This window comes from Calothrix sp. NIES-2100, from assembly GCF_963875285.1.
Taxonomy (GTDB): domain Bacteria; phylum Cyanobacteriota; class Cyanobacteriia; order Cyanobacteriales; family Nostocaceae; genus Aulosira.
In genome coordinates, this window is record NZ_CAWNLA010000001.1 from 6686066 (window position 1) to 6704487 (window position 18422).

Here is an 18422-nt window from a genome sequence, read left to right on the forward strand (position 1 = left end):
ACAATTAAATGAAATTTAGATCACAACATTCAATTCGTACTAATTAATGTTGTACAGAACCCGAGTATTTCCGAGTATATTGCGGTCAATCTATCTAGTGGTTAGATTGCCCTATGTCAGTTTGCTAATTTGGCTCCTGCCTTTACTGCTGTGCAATTCTGGGCAAAATAGCCTGATGGCACATGATGAAGGTTTTTATGCAGGGCGCGCCCGCCAGATGTTTGAATCTGGTGACTGGATAGCGCCTTGGGGTAGTGCCCATCATAAAACTCCAGGGTCATATTGGTTAATTGCTAGTTCTTATAAGTTGTTGGGAGTTAGTGAATTTACTGCCAGACTTCCGAGTGCGATCGCGGGAATTCTCTGTTTATTCACTATCTATGAAATCGGCAAAATATTATTAAGCAGCAAGGTAGCATGGCTGACAGCTACTATTTTAAGTGTGGAATTTCTGTGGCTACAATCATGTCGCTTAGCCGCTCCTGATATTCCCATGATTTTTTTGGTGCTTTTAGCTATTTTGTCTTTGCTCAAAGCCGAACTATCTCCTCAACAAAGCTATTTTTGGCTTTTTATTGCTGGGTTAAGTTTTGGTTTGGGTTTCTTATTAAGAAGCTTTGTGATTTTTTTGCCAATGGTGGCTTTATTACCTTATTTAATTGGGGAGCATCGCCGTCATCATCATCTGGCTAACCCAATGTTGTATTTAGGTTGGGCGGTGGGTTTAATTCCGACATTAGCTTGGTTGTGGTTGAGCTGGTTGCGCTACGGTGATCAGAGTTTTGGGCAATTATTAGGGTTTGTGGTGGAGCTAGGTTCGGAAGACCGCAACCATAATGGATTCGTATTCTATCTCTGGAATATTCCTTTAAAATCTTTCCCTTGGTTTTTTTTCAGTATTTTAGGATTGGCTGTGGTTCTCCGCCGTCCGATTCCGCGCTACCAGTTAATTTTAGTCGGTTTTCCCTTGGTTTTATTAACTGAACTGAGCATTTTCTCCACTCGTCTTTCTCACTATGCTCTTTGTCTTTATCCCTTTGTCGCAATGCTGGCTGCTGTGGGTTTAAATTGGCTGGGTAACATTTATCAAACAGGATATACACACCAAACTAAGTCTTTGCCCCAGAAAAATATATTACTCTCATTTGTAAGCCAGGCGAGGAATTATCTTCCCCGTAACCTGAGTTACGCCTTGGGAGTCCTGAGTATTTTATTGTTGCTAACAGGGATATTAGCTCTGATTTACGGTGATGTTTATCTCGAACAACGTGCAAACTTATGTTTGATTTTGGGATTAGGTTGGTTAATTGTACCTTTGATGTGGATTGCTCGTAACCACTTTGGGCAAAAGTTCTTGAGTGATAGTTATTGGATAGCGAGTTGGTTAATTCCCTGTTGGCTAACTTTAGCTATGGCTGGTAACTTAGGCTTGTTAAGTGACTATAACCCAGCTTTTAAGGCATTTTTCCAACAGCCCGCGATCGCCTCTATTTTACAAACTCATCCTGTCTCTTTTGCCCAAATAGAAGATAAAAACTCTACACTGCTGAATTTCTACACCCCCATTCCCGGCTCCAGAGTAGCTGCTATTTCTCAATTATCACCTTTGAGCTATGCTTGGATATCTGCACCAAACAACCAGCAATTATCCACGCCTTACCGCGTTATTGCTACACTACAAGAGTACCAGCTGATTCAAGTCCTGCCCTAAGACAGATGGCACTCAGCTGTTGCAAACCTGGACTCATCTAGTTAAAATAATATTACGCACACTAAATAATTGGTTGATATGGTGTCTATATCTAAGGATTCTGAAGTTTTACAGTCGTGGCAGCAAGTTCTGGCACCATATAACATTGGTTACAGAATTAAGTTGCTCTCACAACTGCTGACTCGCAAGTTTACGGAAAAGCTAGAACCTTTCGGATTGACACCGTTTCACTGGTTAGTATTGTGCTGTTTGTGGCAAGAAGACGGTTTACCGACTTCCAGTATTGGCGACAAACTCAAACAGGTGGGAGGGACTTTAACTGGCGTATTAGATCGGATGGAAGAACGCGGTTTAGTCCGTCGCGAACGGGATGCTCACGATCGCCGCATCTGGCGAATTTGGCTAACGGATGCTGGGAAGGAATTAGAGACAGTTTTACCGCCCCTAGCCGCAGAGTTGCGTGATGAAGCCATGTCTGGTATTTCCGCCTCTGAGAAAGAATTATTTTCCCAGTTATTAAATCGGGCGATCGCGAATTTGAGTTGAGGGGCTAGGGATTAGCGGCTAGGGGCTAAAACAAAGTTATTGAATCTAAACTAATTATGCTGAAACTTTACGGTGGTATTCGTAGTCGTGCGTCAATCATCGAGTGGTATCTAGAAGAATTGGGAATTCCCTACGAATTTGTGCTTCTGGATATGCAATCAGGTGAACATCTTCAGCCTGAGTATTTGAAAATTAACCCAATGGGCAAAGTTCCAGCAATAGTAGATGGGGACTTCCAGATTTGGGAATCAGGAGCAATTTTGTTGTATCTTGCCGATAAATATAGCAAAACACCACTTTCACTGGAAGAGCGTGGTGTTTTGTCGCAGTGGGTATTGTTTGCCAATGCTACTCTAGGCCCTGGAATTTTTGGCGAAGAGAATCGAGAACGGGAAATGCCTCGTTTGTTAACTCCCTTGAATAACATTTTCGAGCAGCAACCTTTTTTACTGGGTAATGAATTTAGTGTTGCTGATGTAGCCGTGGGATCTGTTCTAAGTTACATTTCGCTCCTGCTGAAGCTAGATCTTAGTTCTTATCCAGCCGTATCGGATTATATCAAACGCATCTGTGAACGTCCGGCATTTTCTATTGGTAAACGAGCTTAACTAAATTTTCACAGTAATATTACTCAATTTTAATAAATAAAAAACAGCAGGAAGTAATGCCAGTAGGAGAGCGAAAAATTTTCAGGCAGGTGAGGGGCGATTGGGTGATGTTTGGATTTGTCTTGGCTTGAGTTTGCCGTGTCAGGCGTAGACGCGTTCGCGGAGCGTATCGTTCGCGCAGCGTCTCCCCTTGGGAGAAGAGAAGCGGCTTGTCGTCAGACATCGCTCCTAAAAGAACTTCATCTCTCAAAGCCAATACTATCCTGATTGTGAGAAAGCAGAGTACCGATCCAGCCTTGGGTAAGAAAATTTCTTAAGAAATGGCGACAAAGTAAAGGCTCTTCATCGCTTGTGGTAAAGCTTTCACTAGCCATTACCGCACAACTTCCTTGCTCAGTCGCGGCTTTTTCTCCTGGGGGACGGCGATCACGTAAGGGACATGAATGAAGTGAGAAGAGTTTGAGGCTCTAATTACACTTCATCCTAAATAGGTGTAATACTTTTACAAAGTGAGTTTATCTTTGTGGAGACTGCAAACGATTATCCCGATGCGATAGTTTAAGGTTTTAGTGTCCAACCGGGGACGATAGCTCTCGCATTTACACGTGATTGAACACTTGATGACCGATTCAACAACCAAGCGTGAAATTGTCCAGAACTATTACGCCACATGATATCAGTGACACCATCACCATTAAAATCTCCTACTCTTGCCAGACTCCAATCAGCAGAGACGGGGGTATCAACATTAACCCCTGATTCTGTTGAACCATTAACTGCGGAAAGCCATGTATGAACTTGACCTGTTGTACTCTGCCATAATAAATCATCCCGACCATCACCATTGAAGTCACCAAAACCCTTTAGTGTCCAACCGGGAACGATAGCTCTCGCATTTACACGTGATTGAACACTTGATGACCGATTCAACAACCAAGCGTGAAATTGTCCAGAACTGTTACGCCACATGATATCAGTGACACCATCACCATTAAAATCTCCTACTCCTGCCAGACTCCAATCAGCAGAGACGGGGGTATCAACATTAACCCCTGATTCTGTTGAACCATTAACTGCGGAAAGCCATGTATGAACTTGACCTGTTGTACTCTGCCATAATAAATCATCCCGACCATCACCATTGAAGTCAAACTTGTTTGATACCTGACCAGAATTTTGAGAGGTATAAGTTACTCCAGATTGAGGAGTACCTTTTTGCGTTTCAATGAATCCAATTGGAATTGATTCACCAGCGTAAGTACCAACAGTGTTTGTCTTTTGGAATGAGAAGTGTAAATGATCCGGAGGATTCCCGCAAACCCAACCTGTATTACCTGATTTACCAATAATTTGTCCTTGACTAATTGTTTCACCCACAGACACATTTACTTCACTTAGGTGGAGATAAAGAGATGAGATATTATCTCCATGATCGATAACGATATAGTGAGCGTTGTTAGCATATCTATAATCGCAGCCACTAGCTATATCTGTTTTGCCTTTGGAAGACCTGATGACTTTCCCTGGTGCAACTGCTGCTACAGCTTGTCCAACACTCATTCCAAAATCTACAGCGTACTTATTGTAATAGTCTGAATGAGATCCTTGAAAATATGTCTGAGTAACTTGATACTTTAATCCAATAGGGTAGGGCAAATAAAAATTCGATTGTGTACTCTGGGCAACGCTCACTCTTGAAGTTAATAAGCTCAATGTAGACAAGCCTAAGATTGCACTAGTCAATACCAATGCTACTTTTTGATATTTTTTCATTTTTTAAGTATTTAAATTTACGTATTGATTTGCAATTAACTACTTTTATAACAGTGTATTTATAGCCTCTAAAGAAGTTTACTTAAAAAATATGTTGCTAAAAAGGTTTAGTAAATTTAAGTATTACTACTTGACTAATAATCCTGTTAACAAGTAAAAGTAACTAGCAGTGTAGTTCTGTATGTACCTTGCTTAGGTATCTAGGTGTAGCGAACTGCAAACAGAGAGCGATAAAACTGCAAATAAGGCGATTTTGAAACCACATTCTCTGCAAATAAAGGGGGTCTCAAAACCACAATAAATGCAAATGAAACTGCAAACATAATTTTCAAACTGCAAACAAGGGTTTTCAAACCACATTAACTGCAAATAAGCCGTAACCCTTACTGTAACTGGCTTAGGGGATTTATTGCCTCAATTGTGTCCATCTTTTACGAACTTTTAAGCCGAACACTTATGCCCGAATATTGTGGTTTAATCTGAACGATATCCGTCCAATTTAATTATGAATTAGGTTTTTGGGAGCAAGTACCACTAACTCATTTATTGACTTGGTAAAGACTCTGAGTTTAAGACTAGAGCGAAAGTAATATTCTTTAATTTGGACAGTTTCATCCCAAAGGTACATATAAAGCTAAAACTCTTACTGGCTAATGATTACAGGCTATTTGCAGTTAATGTGGTTTCAAAATCGCCTTGTTTGCGGTTTGAAGCGTTTATGTTTGCAGTTCGCTACACCTATTGAGCATCATCAAGGATAGTTCCTTCAACTCTTGCCCCTTCAAAGCTAATCCAAAGGAGGTCAGTATCAGTAAAATTAACATCGAGCAAACAAGCGTTATCGAAGACACTTCCTCTACATTTAGCCCCACTAAAATTAGCAAAACTCAAATCGCAATACTCGAAATTGATGTAAGTCACATCGGCATCCTGAAAGTTTGCATTTCTGAGAACGGCATATCTTAGAAGGCTATAACGTGGAGAACATTCTCTACCATAACCCCCACTGAGATCGGCAGCAGTGAAGTTAACTCCGCTCAGGTCAGCTCGTTCCAAGTTAATTTCTCTTAACACAGCACCACTCAAATCGGCTCCGTTCAAGTCAACTCCAGCAAAATCACGCTCTCCAGCAGCGTAACGCTCCAACAACTCAACCGCCGTCATCTTCCATCTCATAAATTAACCTTTGATTTACCCTCGTTTCTTCGATTAGATTATGCCCTCTCGTAATCATGTTTTGCTCAGGTAAGTCAAATTTAAGAAGTATAGAAATGTACTAAGTAAAATCCTTTGCTGGTAAAGTTTTCAGCCGCCAATGCTGCATAATAAAGATGCGAGACATTGCCTTTCAAAACCATTGATAAGTCTCGGCTATGGAAATAAAAGTAAGAAATTGGGAGCTGGATTTTCTTACTTTTGTATTGTTTCTATCTGCACCTTTCTTGTGATCGCCCGTGAGGCACGACCGAGCAAGAAAGTTTTTATCCGCCTTTACAGGGCTAGGAAGTCTATCTGTAGAATTAGCTACAATCACCCAGTTGGGTGAAGTACTGTAAAGTTTTGTTTGGCGATAATAATACTACGCATACGAAGGGAACGATATATAAAAGCTAGTAATCAAATATTACGTACTCTAAATAAAAACTATCGTAACAATCATTGAGTTAGGGGAGTCAACAATCATGGGCGCAAATACTGGCAACGGGCACAAAAAAGGCAATACCTCTGTGATAGAGCAAGAACTAATTACTGATGTAGAGAGTTTAGAGGCTGTTAGTGCCAACACTTCCGCTCCTCCAGAAGCAACCGTTGTAACTCCCGAAGCTCCAACAGAAGCGGAACAGCCAAAGACAGATATAGAGAAAAAAGACCAGAAAAAACGGAAAAAACCGATGGGTTTGATTTTAGCTGGCGTGGGTTTAGGTGCGATCGCCGCTGGTGGTTTTGGTTATAACTATTGGCAATATGCTTCTAGCCACGAATCAACAGATAACGCAACTGTGGTAGGAAATATTCACCAAGTTGCTAGTCGCATTCCTGGAACTGTCAGCCAGGTACTAGTGAATGATAACCAACTCGTGCAACCAGGACAGTTACTAGTAAAACTCGATCCACAAGACTATCAAAGTAAAGTACAGCAAGCGCAAGCCGCCCTAGAAACTGCTAAAGGTCAGGCGCAAGCTGCACAAGCGAATATTGCTTTAGCTTCACAAACCTCCAGTGGTAAAACCACTCAGGCGCAAGGAGATGTCAGCAGTGCTGTAGCCGCAATTTCCACAGCGCAAGCCGCAGTTAAAGAAGCACAAGCCGGGATACCCGCCGCCCAAGCTGAAGTGCAACTAGCACAAGCCGGGATACCCGCTGCCCAAGCCCAGGTAGCACAGGCTAATGCAAATTTGGCAAAAGCCCAAGCAGATTACAACCGTTACAACAGCTTGTTTAAAGAAGGCGCAATTCCTCGTCAGCAGCTAGATACAGCCAGAGCCGCTTATGATGTGGCTGTAGCACAGAAGAATGCTGCGGTTCAAGGAGTAGAACAAGCACAAGCCAAGTTAGCTTCTGCAAGAGTTGGTGTAGCACAAGCCCAGTCGCAACTTGCACAAGCACAAGAAGGTGTCACCAGCGCCCAAGCGAAACTGGCTGCATCTAAAGGCGGATTGCAACAAGCCACCGCCACTGGACAAGATACTGCTGTTAAACGTAGTCAGTACGAAGCAGCAAAAGCCGCGATCGCTCAAGCCGAAGCATCATTAAAAGACGCACAGTTGCAGCTTTCTTACACCAATATTGCTGCTCCCAGTGCTGGACGAGTAGGTAGAAAAAATGTAGAAGTTGGTAACCGGGTGCAAGTCGGAACACCATTAATGGCGATCGTCGATAACAGCTATTGGGTAGTAGCGAACTTCAAAGAAACCCAATTGAATCGGATGCAACCAGGGGAACCAGTAGAAATCAAGCTGGATGCTTTTCCCAATCACCCATTTATAGGTCGGGTTGACAGTCTTTCGCCTGCTTCCGGTGCGCAGTTTGCTTTATTACCACCAGATAACGCCACTGGTAACTTTACCAAAATCGTCCAACGCATCCCAGTCAAAGTAATTTTTGAGCAAAAGAGTATCCAAGGATATGAGTCACGGATTACACCTGGGATGTCTGCGGAAGTTAGCGTAGAGGTGAAATAATTCTTTTGTCATTTGTCATTCTTACAAAGTTCTGTTCGCCGGACACCGGCGCTCAACGCCACTTGCTTTCCGACGCAAGGCGACAGGAACGCAGTGGCTCGACTTTGCGCTTTGTCATTTGCTAATTAGTTATAACCAATGACCGGTGACTCTTGACAGCAGAAAATCATACTATATGCGGTAAATTACTTACTCTTAGGGAACTCCAAAAAATAAATTATTCCGTTAAAGTCGTTGACTGTTGACTATTAACCGTGAACCGTCAACCGTTAACTGTGAACAATAACAATCGAATATTTTTTTACGAGTAAGTCCCTTAATTTACTTTGAACCCCACCCCGCCAAAGCTATGCTTTGTATGCCATTTGCAAAAGCAAGGATGGCTAAAAGGTGGGGAACTTTTATCATGGTAAATTTCCTGGTGCTATTTAGCTATCACAAATGACGAAAACAAAGCTGCTTCTACCTGCATTAAAATCAAAAAACTATCGCCTATTTTTTGCCGGACAAGGTATTTCCCTAATTGGGACTTGGATGACACAACTAGCGACGATTTGGCTAGTTTATAGTTTAACCAACTCCCCATTACTCTTAGGAGTTGTGGGATTTACCAGTCAAATACCCAGCTTCTTTCTTGCTCCCTTTGGGGGTGTTTTTGTAGACCGTTTTTCGCGCTATCGTACCTTAATTGCTACGCAAATTATGGCGATGATTCAGTCGTTAGCATTGGCGGTGCTGGCGTTAACGGGAGTAATTCAGGTGTGGCACATCATTGCTTTAAGCTTATTCCAGGGATTTATTAACGCCTTGGATGCACCAGCCAGACAAGCATTTGTGCCAGAACTAGTGGAACGGCGAGAAGATTTAGCTAATGCGATCGCCATTAACTCAACCATGATTAATGGGGCGCGATTAATTGGCCCCGCGATCGGGGGTTTAATCATTGCGAGAATTGGCGCTGCTTACTGTTTTCTTATCGATGGTTTAAGCTATATTGCTGTGATTGCTGCCTTATTAGCAATGACCATTAAACCTTGGCAAATACCAGTAAATAGTGGCAATCCCCTACAAAAAGTTAAAGAGGGATTTGTCTATGCTTTTAGCTTTCCGCCAATCCGCGCGATTTTATTACTATCAACTTTAGTCAGCTTAATGGGGTTACAAAATACGATTCTTGTCCCGATTTTTGCTGAAGAAATCCTCAAAGGTGGTGCAGAAACATTAGGCTTTTTGATGGCAGCTTCTGGAGTAGGAGCTTTATCAGGTGGGATTTATCTAGCTACAAGGCAAACAATATTAGGCATTGGCAAATTAATTGCCATAGCTCCAGCAATTTTAGGAGTTGGTTTAATAGCTTTTTCTTTCTCCCGATTTTTACCGCTTTCTTTATTCACAATGTTATTTGTCGGCTTAGGAACCATTCTCCAAATTGCTGCTAGCAACACATTTTTACAAACGATTGTTGAAGAAGACAAACGCGGTAGATTAATGAGCTTGTATACAATGTCATTTTTAGGTATGATTCCTGTAGGTAATTTATTAGGAGGTTTTTTAGCCAGTAACATTGGCGCTCCTAACACATTAATTATTGATGGAATAGCTTGTATTATTGGCTCTATCATTTTTGGTAGACAACTGCCTGCATTGAGGAAATTAGTTATACCAGTCTACGAGCAGAAAGGCATTTTAAAAGGTGTAGAATCTTCTGGATAAGAGATAGTTATTTGTCATTAGTCATTTGTCATTAGTCATTTGTCATTTGTCGTTTCCGCCTCATCCCCTTTCCGCGTCCCTAACCTAAAAATGGAGCAATTTTATGGCTAATACGGGTACCATCCAGCAGAATACTGCCCGACCACCAGAAAATATCCCTCTAAGAACTTGGATTGGTGTATTAGCCAGTATGCTAGGGGCATTCATGGCAGTTTTAGATATTCAAATTACTAACGCTTCATTACAAGAAATTCAAGCAAGTTTAGGCGCAACTTTAGAAGAGGGTTCTTGGATTTCTACTGCTTATCTAGTAGCAGAAATTGTAGTCATCCCGCTGACAGGATGGTTATCGCGGGTCTTTTCACTGCGACGCTATCTATTAGTAAATACTGTACTATTTATCTTTTTTTCTATATGCTGTGCTTGGTCGTGGAATCTCAATTCCATGATTGTCTTCCGCGCTTTACAAGGCTTTTCGGGAGGGATTTTGATTCCTTCAGCGATGACTGTTGTACTGACGACTTTACCCCCATCTAAGCAATCAGTAGGACTAGCAGCATTTGCAATTACCGCAGTTTTTGCACCATCAATTGGCCCGACATTGGGAGGTTGGTTAACAGAAAATTTTAGTTGGCAATATAACTTTTATATAAATGTATTTCCAGGTGTGTTGATGCTTACCGGAGTATGGTATGGCATTAAACAAGACCAACTGCAATTACAATTGCTGAAGCAAGGCGACTGGTGGGGAATTATCTCAATGGCTATTGGGTTAGGTTCCCTACAAGTTGTATTAGAAGAAGGAAGCCGCAAAGATTGGTTTGGTTCGCCTTTAATTGTCCGCTTAACTGTGATAGCGGTAATTTTTATCGGATTATTTTTAATCATAGAATTAACCCGGAAGCAACCATTTATTAATTTAAGATTGGTGTTGCGGCGGAATTTTGGGTTAGCCAGTATTGTTAATGTTTCCCTAGGGGTAGGATTATATGGTTCAATTTATGTTTTGCCTTTATATCTTGCCCAAATTCAAAAATATAACGCGCTACAAATAGGTGAAGTATTAATTTGGGCAGGTATTCCCCAATTATTTATTATTCCCTTTATCCCCAAATTAATGCAACGCATTGATGTGCGGTTAATGGTGGGTGTGGGGGTTTCTCTGTTTGCTATCAGTGCATTTATGAACGCAGGGATGACTTATCAAACAGGGTTAGATCAATTAAGATGGTCGCAATTAGTACGCGCAATGGGACAACCATTAATTATGGTTCCACTAAGTAGTATTGCCACAGCTGGATTGAATCCTAAAGAAGCGGGTTCAGCAAGTGGTTTATTTAATATGATGCGTAATCTGGGCGGTTCTCTAGGTATTGCTGCCTTAGCAACTTTATTAACTAACAGAGAACAATTTCACTCCAATAGATTAGGTGATAGCGTATCTTTATATAATCCTGAAACGCAACAGCGAATCGACCAAATGACCCAATATTTTATCAGTCGAGGAGCAGATTTGAGTACAGCGCAAAATCAGGCGATCGCATCTATATCTAATATTGTACGTAGAGAAGCCTTTGTCATGGCTTTTAATGATTGTTTTTACTTTATTGGCATTGCTTTATTATTAAGCGGGTTGGCGATTATTTTTATTAAAAAAGTTAAGGCTACAGGTGGTGCTGCTGCTGCCCATTAAATTCTGCTAAGTAGGGGAATTTTGGCAATAGGCAAGGTACTCATCCAGAGTGAGTTTCCTGACTGCTGCGGTCATAAGTTCTGTTACTTAATAATCACTCTCAAGCTATATTTTACCTCTATTTTGCGCGAGGACATTTGAGGATAAATCACGTCTAGTTAGCGATCGCCAAAATAAGTAGGGCATATGCCCCACTTTTTTAAATTTAGGCGGCGTGCTGGCGATACCACTCAATAGTATTCTTGAGTCCTTGCTGAAAGCTTACCTGAGCAGTGAAATTAAAAGCAAGCTTTGCTCGTTCAGTATCCAAACAACGGCGAGGTTGACCGTTAGGCTTGTCTGTTTCCCAAACAATTTCACCATCAAACTCCATGAGTTCACAAATCAAAGTGATTAAATCTCGAATCGAGATTTCCGAGCCGGTTCCCAGGTTCACAGGCTCAGAATCATTGTAGTATTGAACACCCATAACAATTCCCCTGGCCGCATCTTGAGAATAGAGAAACTCACGGGTAGGACTACCATCACCCCAAACCGGAAGTTTCTTTTCTCCTTTAATTTGGGCTTCGTGAACTTTGCGAATTAACGCCGGAATCACATGGGAGCTTTTAGGGTCAAAGTTATCTTCAGGCCCGTATAAATTTACAGGTAAAAGGTAAATACCGTTAAAGTTGTACTGTTGGCGATAAGCTTGTAACTGCACTAACAGCGCTTTTTTAGCAATACCATAGGGCGCATTAGTTTCTTCAGGATAACCATTCCACAGGTCATCTTCTTTAAAAGGCACAGGGGTAAATTTGGGATAAGCGCAAATAGTCCCGACACAGACGAATTTTTCTACTCCAGCTTGATAAGCAGCATGGATGAGTTGGGTTCCCATGATCAAGTTGTCGTAGAACAACTCTGCGGGTTTTTCGCGGTTAAGGCCGATACCACCGACGTGAGCCGCTAAGTGGATGACTATATCTTGTTGGTCAACTGCACGTTGGCTATTTTCCCAAATGCGCAGATCGCAATCACGCGATCGCGTGATTGTAATTTTTTCGCGCTCGGCGCCTGCTTGACACAGCTGATCTATTACCTGACGACCTAGGAAACCCGCTCCACCAGTAACCAGAATCCGTTTATTTTTTAATTCTAAGGCAGCCATATTTTTATCCTCGGCAGTGTGAATCAAAAGTGGAGAGCGCCCAGTTGTTGCCGAACCGTCGCAATATCACTCAGCACTGATGAACCGTTTCCATTAGTTGCGGTTACACCAAGTGCTTGTAAGTCTGCTTCCACCATCAGCCCTACCAATTCCTTAAAGGTAACCGATGGTGTCCAACCTAACTTTTGGCGTGCCTTAGTAGAATCACCAATTAATAACTCTACTTCAGCCGGACGAAGATAGCGCTCATCGAACTCTACATAATCTTGCCAGTTGAGATTCACATAGCCAAATGCTAAATCCAAAAATTCCCGTACTGAATGGGTTTCACCAGTCGCAATCACGTAATCATCTGGTTGCTCTTGCTGCAACATTAGCCACATTGCTCTTACATAATCCTTCGCATAACCCCAATCTCGTTTCGCATCCAGATTGCCCATGTAAAGTTTTTTCTGTTTACCAGCAACAATTTGCGCAACGGCTCTCGTAATTTTGCGGGTGACAAAAGTTTCACCTCTTCGAGGCGATTCATGGTTAAATAGTATACCATTGCAAGCAAATAACGAGTAAGATTCCCGATAATTTACCGTCTGCCAATGGGCATAAACTTTTGCACAAGCATAGGGACTACGAGGATAAAAGGGCGTTGTCTCACTTTGAGGTACTGCTTGGACTAAACCGTACATCTCTGAAGAACCAGCTTGGTAAAACCGCACCTGAATTCCTGTGCGTCGCTGGTAATCGCGGATTGCTTCCAGTAAACGTAGTGTTCCCATCCCTACCGCATCTACAGTGTATTCTGGTGAGTCAAAGCTGACTCTGACATGGGATTGCGCACCTAGATTATAGATTTCTTGTGGTTGTACTTCTTCTAAAATCCGGCGTAAAGTTGTACCATCGGTCAAATCTCCGTAGTGAAGAAACAACCGCACGCCCTCTTTGTGAGGATCTTCATAAATGTGATCGATACGGTCTGTATTAAAGGTGGAAGTCCTGCGGATAATACCATGAACCTCGTAGCCTTGCTCTAGCAAAAACTCACTCAGATATGAACCATCTTGACCAGTAATCCCGGTAATCAATGCTCGTTTCTGCTGCGTCATGCTTGGTGATTCCTTTGTTATCTTCGGTAAAAGAGTTACAGTTCAACTGATACAAGCTAGCAATTAATTACTCAATTGCCTAATGGGGAACCTACTAATCTTAACTAATACTGAGAATAAATAGTTACTAAATATACTTAAGTTCTAAATTTATCAGCCTTTTGATGTAGGTAAATTCAAAATTGTGGTTTTTTAGGAGGTATAAATTGGGAAATCTTTAGCAAAAGTTCATATAGCACGGAATTGTATGAAGCTTGCATAAAATTTATTGAGCGAGCGTAAAACCTCGATCCGTGGTTAAGGACATAAGTATAAGTAGAGATAAAGCGCAATGCTTTATCCCTACTACTTGTTATTTTCTGCTCATGAAACACAGAGACTTTCTGAAAATCAATTACCCATAAGCGATCGCACTGCTGCAACTCTTAAGTATTGTTCAGTACGCTCCGTTATTTTTGGGAACAATGACGACATCAATTGTTTTCAAGATGATCCACAAATCCAGCCAAAAAGTCCTAAATTTGACATAATGCAAATCTATTTGGACTCTTCGAGGATAGGGGATGTCATTACGTCCCGAAACTTGCCACAATCCAGTGATTCCTGGTCGGATAGTTAAAATCCGCTCGATGTGACAACCGTATTTTGGCAGTTCTTCCGCTACTAAGGGTCGCGGGCCGACAACACTCATGTCCCCTTTTAAGACATTCCAGAATTGGGGAAATTCGTCCAAGCTCGTAATGCGCAAAAACCGCCCAATTTTGGTAATTCGCGGGTCTTGTTTCAGCTTAAAACTGCTCTCAAATTCTTGCCGCATATCGGGGGATGTTTCCATCATTTGCACAAGAATTTCATCGGCATTGCTTACCATTGTGCGAAATTTAATACAATTAAAGGGCTTGTAGTTTTTACCTACCCTTTCTTGAACATAAAAAATCGGGCCTTCTGAGCTAAAAGCAATCAATAAGGCCAAGATTAAGTAAACAGGGAAAAATACGATCAAAACAAACAGCGAAAACACAATATCAAACAGTCGCTTGGCAAACTCTCCGTTTAAAGCTTGAAAAGACAAACCTTTGGGTTTTACCCTAGGAGTCTTTTTGTGTTGACCGCGTTTTAAAAAAGTACGCGCAGACGCATTAGCATCTTGCCGTAGTCCTCGCTTGCCGGAGAGGAGTGAGCTCTGGGCAGTCATCATACTCCTTAACAATCCACACCACACATAGTCCCAATCTTAAAGCTAAAAGGAGGTGCTTCTGGGTTTAATTTTCCAAAAGCCTACAAAAGAATTACAAAAATCCTGGTTTTTTCTGGCTGCACTGCTCTATAAAATTTAGATAGCGATCGCCAAAAACCTGTCGGGAAAACTGGCTAGCGTGCGATCGCAAATACTCCGGATTAAACGAACTTTGATACATTTCAAACTTTTCTACTGTCTCTACTAAAGCCGCCTCAGTTTGTGCTTTAAAGAAGATACCTGTTCCTGTATCGCCACAGGCGCGAATATCTCGTACAGTTTCTAATGCTCCCCCTGCACCAAAGGCAATTACCGGAGTACCACAAGCTTGTGCCTCAACTAAAGCAATCCCAAAATCTTCACAAGCTGCGTACACAAATGCCTTAGCTCTAGCCATGTATTTTTTTACTACATCATCAGGCTGCCATCCCAGTATTTCTATATGAGAACTTGCTATTTTCCGAAGATATTTCATCTGTGAACCTGTACCAATTACTACCAAAGGTTTTTGTAGTTGATTAAAAGCTTTGATAATTAGGGATACTTGCTTGTAACTGACTAACCGGGAAACTATCAGATAAAAATCTTCTTTCTCTGCCAAAAAAGGCATTGCTTCCACATTAACTGGGGGATAAATTACTTTTGCCCTTCGCCGATAGCAGCGCCAAATTCGACGAGCTGTATGCTTTGAGTTAGCAATAAAATAATCAACACGATTTGCTGATAATACATCCCACTGGCGCAACCGATGTAATAAATATCGCGTCACCCATCCAGCTAAACCACTTCCCACCCGGCTTTGTTGCAAATAATCAAAAGTTAAGTCCCAAGCATAACGCATGGGGCTATGACAATAACAAATATGTAATTGTTCAGGAGTGGTAATTACTCCTTTGGCTACAGCGTGAGATGAAGATAAAATAACCTCATACTGCCGTAAATCCAATTGTTCAATGGCCAATGGCAACAAAGGTAAATATTTTTGTACACCATTGCGCGCGTAGGGAAAGTTTTGCAGAAAAGTCGTGCCAATCTGACGCTGATATAAATAGCTTTCTTGATTGCAGGATTCAAAATCAATTAATGCAAATAAGTCGGCGTTTATATGATTCAGAATTTCTCGTACAACTAGTTCTGAACCTCCAGTGGCTTTAGGTGTCAGCCATTCATGAATCAGAGCATATTTTAAGGGCACAGCTAACGTAAATAGATGGAAAATACAGCAAGCAAATGGTGAGGTTAACTGAAAAGTTTTCCTTTGTAATTACGCAATGGAAAGCAACCCAGATTTTACTGAAGACGTAATTCTGAAAAAACAGGTTCCAGAGGAAGGCCGCAACCTGATAACCTCAAATAAAGACTAGGGATTAGGGATTAGGGACTAGGGGCTAGGGACTAGGGGCTAGGGACTAGGAACTAGGGATTAGGAATGATAAAGCATTACAAATTTGTTTTACACTAACCTCTAGCCTAAGCACCCCTAGCCCCTAGCTCCTAAATTCATAACGGATATCACAGGGGAATTTATGCGAATTTTGATCATGGGCGGGACTCGGTTCATTGGTGTTTACCTAACTCAACTGCTAGTAGAACAGGGACATGAGGTAGTGCTGTTTAATCGCGGTAATCGTCCTGCACCTTCGTTAGAGGGAGTAGGACAAATTATAGGCGATCGCACTGACGCTACCCAGTTAAAAGCAAAATTATCACAGGAAAAGTTTGATGTCATTTTTGACAATAATGGGCGGGAACTGGCTGATACGCAACCACTAGCAGAAATTTTTCTCCATCGTGTACAGCATTTTGTCTACATGAGTTCTGCTGGAGTATATCTGAAATCTGACCAAATGCCTCATGTAGAAGGCGATCCTGTAGATCCTAAAAGTCGCCATCGGGGTAAGCATGAAACAGAAGCTTACCTAGCTGAAATTGGCATCCCCTTTACCTCAATTCGTCCAACTTATATTTATGGGCCACATAACTATAACGATTTGGAAAGCTGGTTTTTTGATAGAATTGTCCGCGATCGCCCCATCACCATCCCTGGTAACGGTTTGCATATCACCCAACTCGGTCATGTTAAAGACTTGGCAAAGGCAATGACTCAAGTTATCGGTAATCAGCAGGCAGTAGGCCAGATTTACAATATATCAGGCGATCGCTTTGTTACTTTTGATGGTTTAGCCCGTGCTTGTGCCCAAGCCGCAGGTAAATCCCCCGATGCTGTCAAAATTGTCCATTACGATCCGAAAAAATTTGATTTCGGTAAGCGTAAAGCTTTTCCTCTGCGGGCGCAACATTTCTTTGCATCAGTGAATAAAGCTCAGACCGAATTGGGCTGGAAGGCTGAGTATGATTTGATATCCGGGCTAACTGATGCCTTTGAAAATGATTATTTAGCATCTGGGCGAGACAAAGCTGAAATTGATTTTTCTGTGGATGAAGAAATTTTACAAGCCCAGAGTCAATAGTTAATAGTCAATAGTCAGTTGTCAGTTGACCAATGACTATTGACCAATGACCAATGACCAATGACCAATGACCAATGACCAATAACTATTAACCATTGCCATAAAATCTATACAAGAATTATTGCAGGAAATATGCAGACAATATTGGTTACCGGAGGAGCCGGATTTATTGGCGCGAACTTTATTCTCCAAGCGAGAAAAGCGCAATGGGCTAATGTAATTAATTTAGATAAGTTGACTTACGCTAGTAACCTACAAACTCTAGCAGAACTAGAAACTGACCCAAACTACCATTTTATTCAAGGCGATATTGGCAACTTCGAGTTGGTCAATTATCTCCTGGAAAAATATCAGCCGGATGCAATTCTTAATTTTGCGGCAGAAAGTCATGTAGATCGGTCAATCCTCAGTCCCCATGACTTTATCCAAACTAATGTAGTCGCAACGTTTCAACTACTAGAAGCAAGTAGAATTTACTGGCAAAAACTATCATCGCTAAAACAACAGCAATTTCGCTTTTTGCATGTATCTACAGATGAAGTATACGGCTCACTCCAACCACAAGACCCAGCCTTCCGAGAAGATACTCCCTATGCACCTAATAGTCCCTACGCAGCATCTAAAGCCGCATCTGACCATTTTGTCCGAGCATACTATCACACCTATGGGTTGCCGACTTTAACAACAAATTGCTCAAACAACTATGGGCCTCGACAGTTTCCGGAAAAACTAATTCCTTTAACTATTCTCAACGCTTTAGATCATCAACCACTACCTATATATGGGGACGGTCAAAATATTCGCGATTGGCTTTATGTTATCGACCACTGTGAGGCTATCTATCTTGTTCTCCAACAAGGTAAAGTTGGTGAAACTTATAATATCGGTGGTCTTAATGAACAAGCTAATTTAACAGTTGTCGAGAAAATTTGTGCTATTTTAGATGACTTAGCTCCCCAATCTAATTTCCATTACTCTTCTTTGATTACTTTTGTTAAAGACCGTCCGGGACACGACCGAAGATATGCAATTGATTGTAGTAAAATCACCCGTGATTTAGGCTGGCGACCTCAAGAAAATTTTGACAGCGGATTATTAAAAACAGTTCAATGGTATTTAAATAATTCTGTCTGGGTTGATCAGGTGCGCTCAGGTGCATATAAAAGTTGGCTGAAACAAAATTATGAAAATAGAAAAGCTTAATAATTTCGGCTAAATTAACTTCAATTATTTGT

At 41.5% G+C, this 18422-nt stretch carries 15 protein-coding genes; 8 read left to right on the forward strand and 7 right to left on the reverse strand.

From position 1 onward, the window contains the following. Positions 1–46: 46 nt before the first annotated feature. The 3 genes from AACU32_RS27180 to AACU32_RS27190 all read left to right on the forward strand — a co-directional run bounded on the left by AACU32_RS27180 (position 47) and on the right by AACU32_RS27190 (position 2865). Positions 47–1711 carry an ArnT family glycosyltransferase gene (locus tag AACU32_RS27180; protein WP_096604268.1) on the forward strand — a complete coding sequence of 555 codons (1665 nt, stop codon included), beginning with the start codon at positions 47–49 and terminating at the stop codon, positions 1709–1711. Between the two features lie 78 nt (positions 1712–1789). Continuing rightward, on the forward strand, positions 1790–2257 hold the full coding sequence (locus AACU32_RS27185; RefSeq protein ID WP_096604269.1) for a MarR family winged helix-turn-helix transcriptional regulator: 468 nt from the start codon (positions 1790–1792) through the stop codon (positions 2255–2257). A gap of 56 nt (positions 2258–2313) precedes the next feature. After that, positions 2314–2865 (forward strand): glutathione S-transferase family protein, encoded by a 552-nt coding sequence (locus AACU32_RS27190; RefSeq protein WP_096604270.1) that lies wholly within the window; start codon positions 2314–2316, stop codon positions 2863–2865. A gap of 239 nt (positions 2866–3104) precedes the next feature. On the opposite strand, the gene AACU32_RS27195 is transcribed toward AACU32_RS27190, so the two are convergent. The 3 genes from AACU32_RS27195 to AACU32_RS27205 all read right to left on the reverse strand — a co-directional run bounded on the left by AACU32_RS27195 (position 3105) and on the right by AACU32_RS27205 (position 5814). After that, complete coding sequence (locus tag AACU32_RS27195; RefSeq protein ID WP_339378309.1) at positions 3105–3239, reverse strand: hypothetical protein; 135 nt, start codon at positions 3237–3239, stop codon at positions 3105–3107. Positions 3240–3423: 184 nt separating this feature from the next. Beyond that, the gene (locus tag AACU32_RS27200; RefSeq protein ID WP_096604271.1) at positions 3424–4638 is read right to left on the reverse strand and encodes a peptidoglycan DD-metalloendopeptidase family protein; all 1215 of its coding nucleotides are present in this window, start codon (positions 4636–4638) and stop codon (positions 3424–3426) included. A 738-nt stretch (positions 4639–5376) separates the two neighbouring features. After that, complete coding sequence (locus tag AACU32_RS27205) at positions 5377–5814, reverse strand: pentapeptide repeat-containing protein (RefSeq protein WP_339378310.1); 438 nt, start codon at positions 5812–5814, stop codon at positions 5377–5379. 506 nt (positions 5815–6320) lie between these two features. On the opposite strand from AACU32_RS27205, the gene AACU32_RS27210 reads away from it, so the two are divergent. From AACU32_RS27210 to AACU32_RS27220, 3 genes are all read left to right on the forward strand, one after another. Further along, complete coding sequence (locus AACU32_RS27210; RefSeq protein ID WP_096604273.1) at positions 6321–7820, forward strand: HlyD family secretion protein; 1500 nt, start codon at positions 6321–6323, stop codon at positions 7818–7820. Between the two features lie 441 nt (positions 7821–8261). Beyond that, positions 8262–9533, forward strand: coding sequence for an MFS transporter (locus tag AACU32_RS27215; RefSeq protein WP_096604274.1), 1272 nt, complete (start codon positions 8262–8264; stop codon positions 9531–9533). A 103-nt stretch (positions 9534–9636) separates the two neighbouring features. Next, the gene (locus AACU32_RS27220; protein WP_096604275.1) at positions 9637–11226 is read left to right on the forward strand and encodes a DHA2 family efflux MFS transporter permease subunit; all 1590 of its coding nucleotides are present in this window, start codon (positions 9637–9639) and stop codon (positions 11224–11226) included. Positions 11227–11431: 205 nt separating this feature from the next. Here AACU32_RS27220 and AACU32_RS27225 read toward each other — a convergent pair whose 3' ends face one another. From AACU32_RS27225 to AACU32_RS27240, 4 genes are all read right to left on the reverse strand, one after another. Next, a complete protein-coding gene (locus tag AACU32_RS27225; RefSeq protein WP_096604276.1) occupies positions 11432–12376 on the reverse strand; it encodes a GDP-L-fucose synthase family protein in 945 nt (314 codons plus the stop codon). A 23-nt stretch (positions 12377–12399) separates the two neighbouring features. Next, complete coding sequence (gmd, locus tag AACU32_RS27230; RefSeq protein ID WP_096604277.1) at positions 12400–13479, reverse strand: GDP-mannose 4,6-dehydratase; 1080 nt, start codon at positions 13477–13479, stop codon at positions 12400–12402. Between the two features lie 436 nt (positions 13480–13915). After that, entirely contained in the window at positions 13916–14674 is a 759-nt protein-coding gene (locus tag AACU32_RS27235) for a sugar transferase (RefSeq protein WP_096604278.1), read from the reverse strand. 94 nt (positions 14675–14768) lie between these two features. Next, entirely contained in the window at positions 14769–15911 is a 1143-nt protein-coding gene (locus AACU32_RS27240) for a glycosyltransferase (RefSeq protein ID WP_096604279.1), read from the reverse strand. A gap of 331 nt (positions 15912–16242) precedes the next feature. Between AACU32_RS27240 and AACU32_RS27245 the strand changes: the two genes are divergently transcribed. Together AACU32_RS27245 and rfbB are read left to right on the forward strand one after the other, a co-directional pair. Continuing rightward, positions 16243–17187: an NAD-dependent epimerase/dehydratase family protein gene (locus AACU32_RS27245; protein ID WP_096604280.1), complete on the forward strand. Its 945-nt coding sequence runs from the start codon at positions 16243–16245 to the stop codon at positions 17185–17187. 132 nt (positions 17188–17319) lie between these two features. Continuing rightward, positions 17320–18390 carry a dTDP-glucose 4,6-dehydratase gene (gene rfbB / locus AACU32_RS27250; protein ID WP_096604281.1) on the forward strand — a complete coding sequence of 357 codons (1071 nt, stop codon included), beginning with the start codon at positions 17320–17322 and terminating at the stop codon, positions 18388–18390. Positions 18391–18422 lie beyond the last annotated feature (32 nt).

Coding starts and splice junctions, on each gene's coding strand:
- AACU32_RS27180 (WP_096604268.1), top strand. CDS start 47: ATGTTGTACAGAACCCGAGTATTTCCGAGTATATTGCGGTCAATCTAT.
- AACU32_RS27185 (WP_096604269.1), top strand. CDS start 1,790: ATGGTGTCTATATCTAAGGATTCTGAAGTTTTACAGTCGTGGCAGCAA.
- AACU32_RS27190 (WP_096604270.1), top strand. CDS start 2,314: ATGCTGAAACTTTACGGTGGTATTCGTAGTCGTGCGTCAATCATCGAG.
- AACU32_RS27195 (WP_339378309.1), bottom strand. CDS start 3,239: ATGGCTAGTGAAAGCTTTACCACAAGCGATGAAGAGCCTTTACTTTGT.
- AACU32_RS27200 (WP_096604271.1), bottom strand. CDS start 4,638: ATGAAAAAATATCAAAAAGTAGCATTGGTATTGACTAGTGCAATCTTA.
- AACU32_RS27205 (WP_339378310.1), bottom strand. CDS start 5,814: ATGAGATGGAAGATGACGGCGGTTGAGTTGTTGGAGCGTTACGCTGCT.
- AACU32_RS27210 (WP_096604273.1), top strand. CDS start 6,321: ATGGGCGCAAATACTGGCAACGGGCACAAAAAAGGCAATACCTCTGTG.
- AACU32_RS27215 (WP_096604274.1), top strand. CDS start 8,262: ATGACGAAAACAAAGCTGCTTCTACCTGCATTAAAATCAAAAAACTAT.
- AACU32_RS27220 (WP_096604275.1), top strand. CDS start 9,637: ATGGCTAATACGGGTACCATCCAGCAGAATACTGCCCGACCACCAGAA.
- AACU32_RS27225 (WP_096604276.1), bottom strand. CDS start 12,376: ATGGCTGCCTTAGAATTAAAAAATAAACGGATTCTGGTTACTGGTGGA.
- gmd (WP_096604277.1), bottom strand. CDS start 13,479: ATGACGCAGCAGAAACGAGCATTGATTACCGGGATTACTGGTCAAGAT.
- AACU32_RS27235 (WP_096604278.1), bottom strand. CDS start 14,674: ATGACTGCCCAGAGCTCACTCCTCTCCGGCAAGCGAGGACTACGGCAA.
- AACU32_RS27245 (WP_096604280.1), top strand. CDS start 16,243: ATGCGAATTTTGATCATGGGCGGGACTCGGTTCATTGGTGTTTACCTA.
- rfbB (WP_096604281.1), top strand. CDS start 17,320: ATGCAGACAATATTGGTTACCGGAGGAGCCGGATTTATTGGCGCGAAC.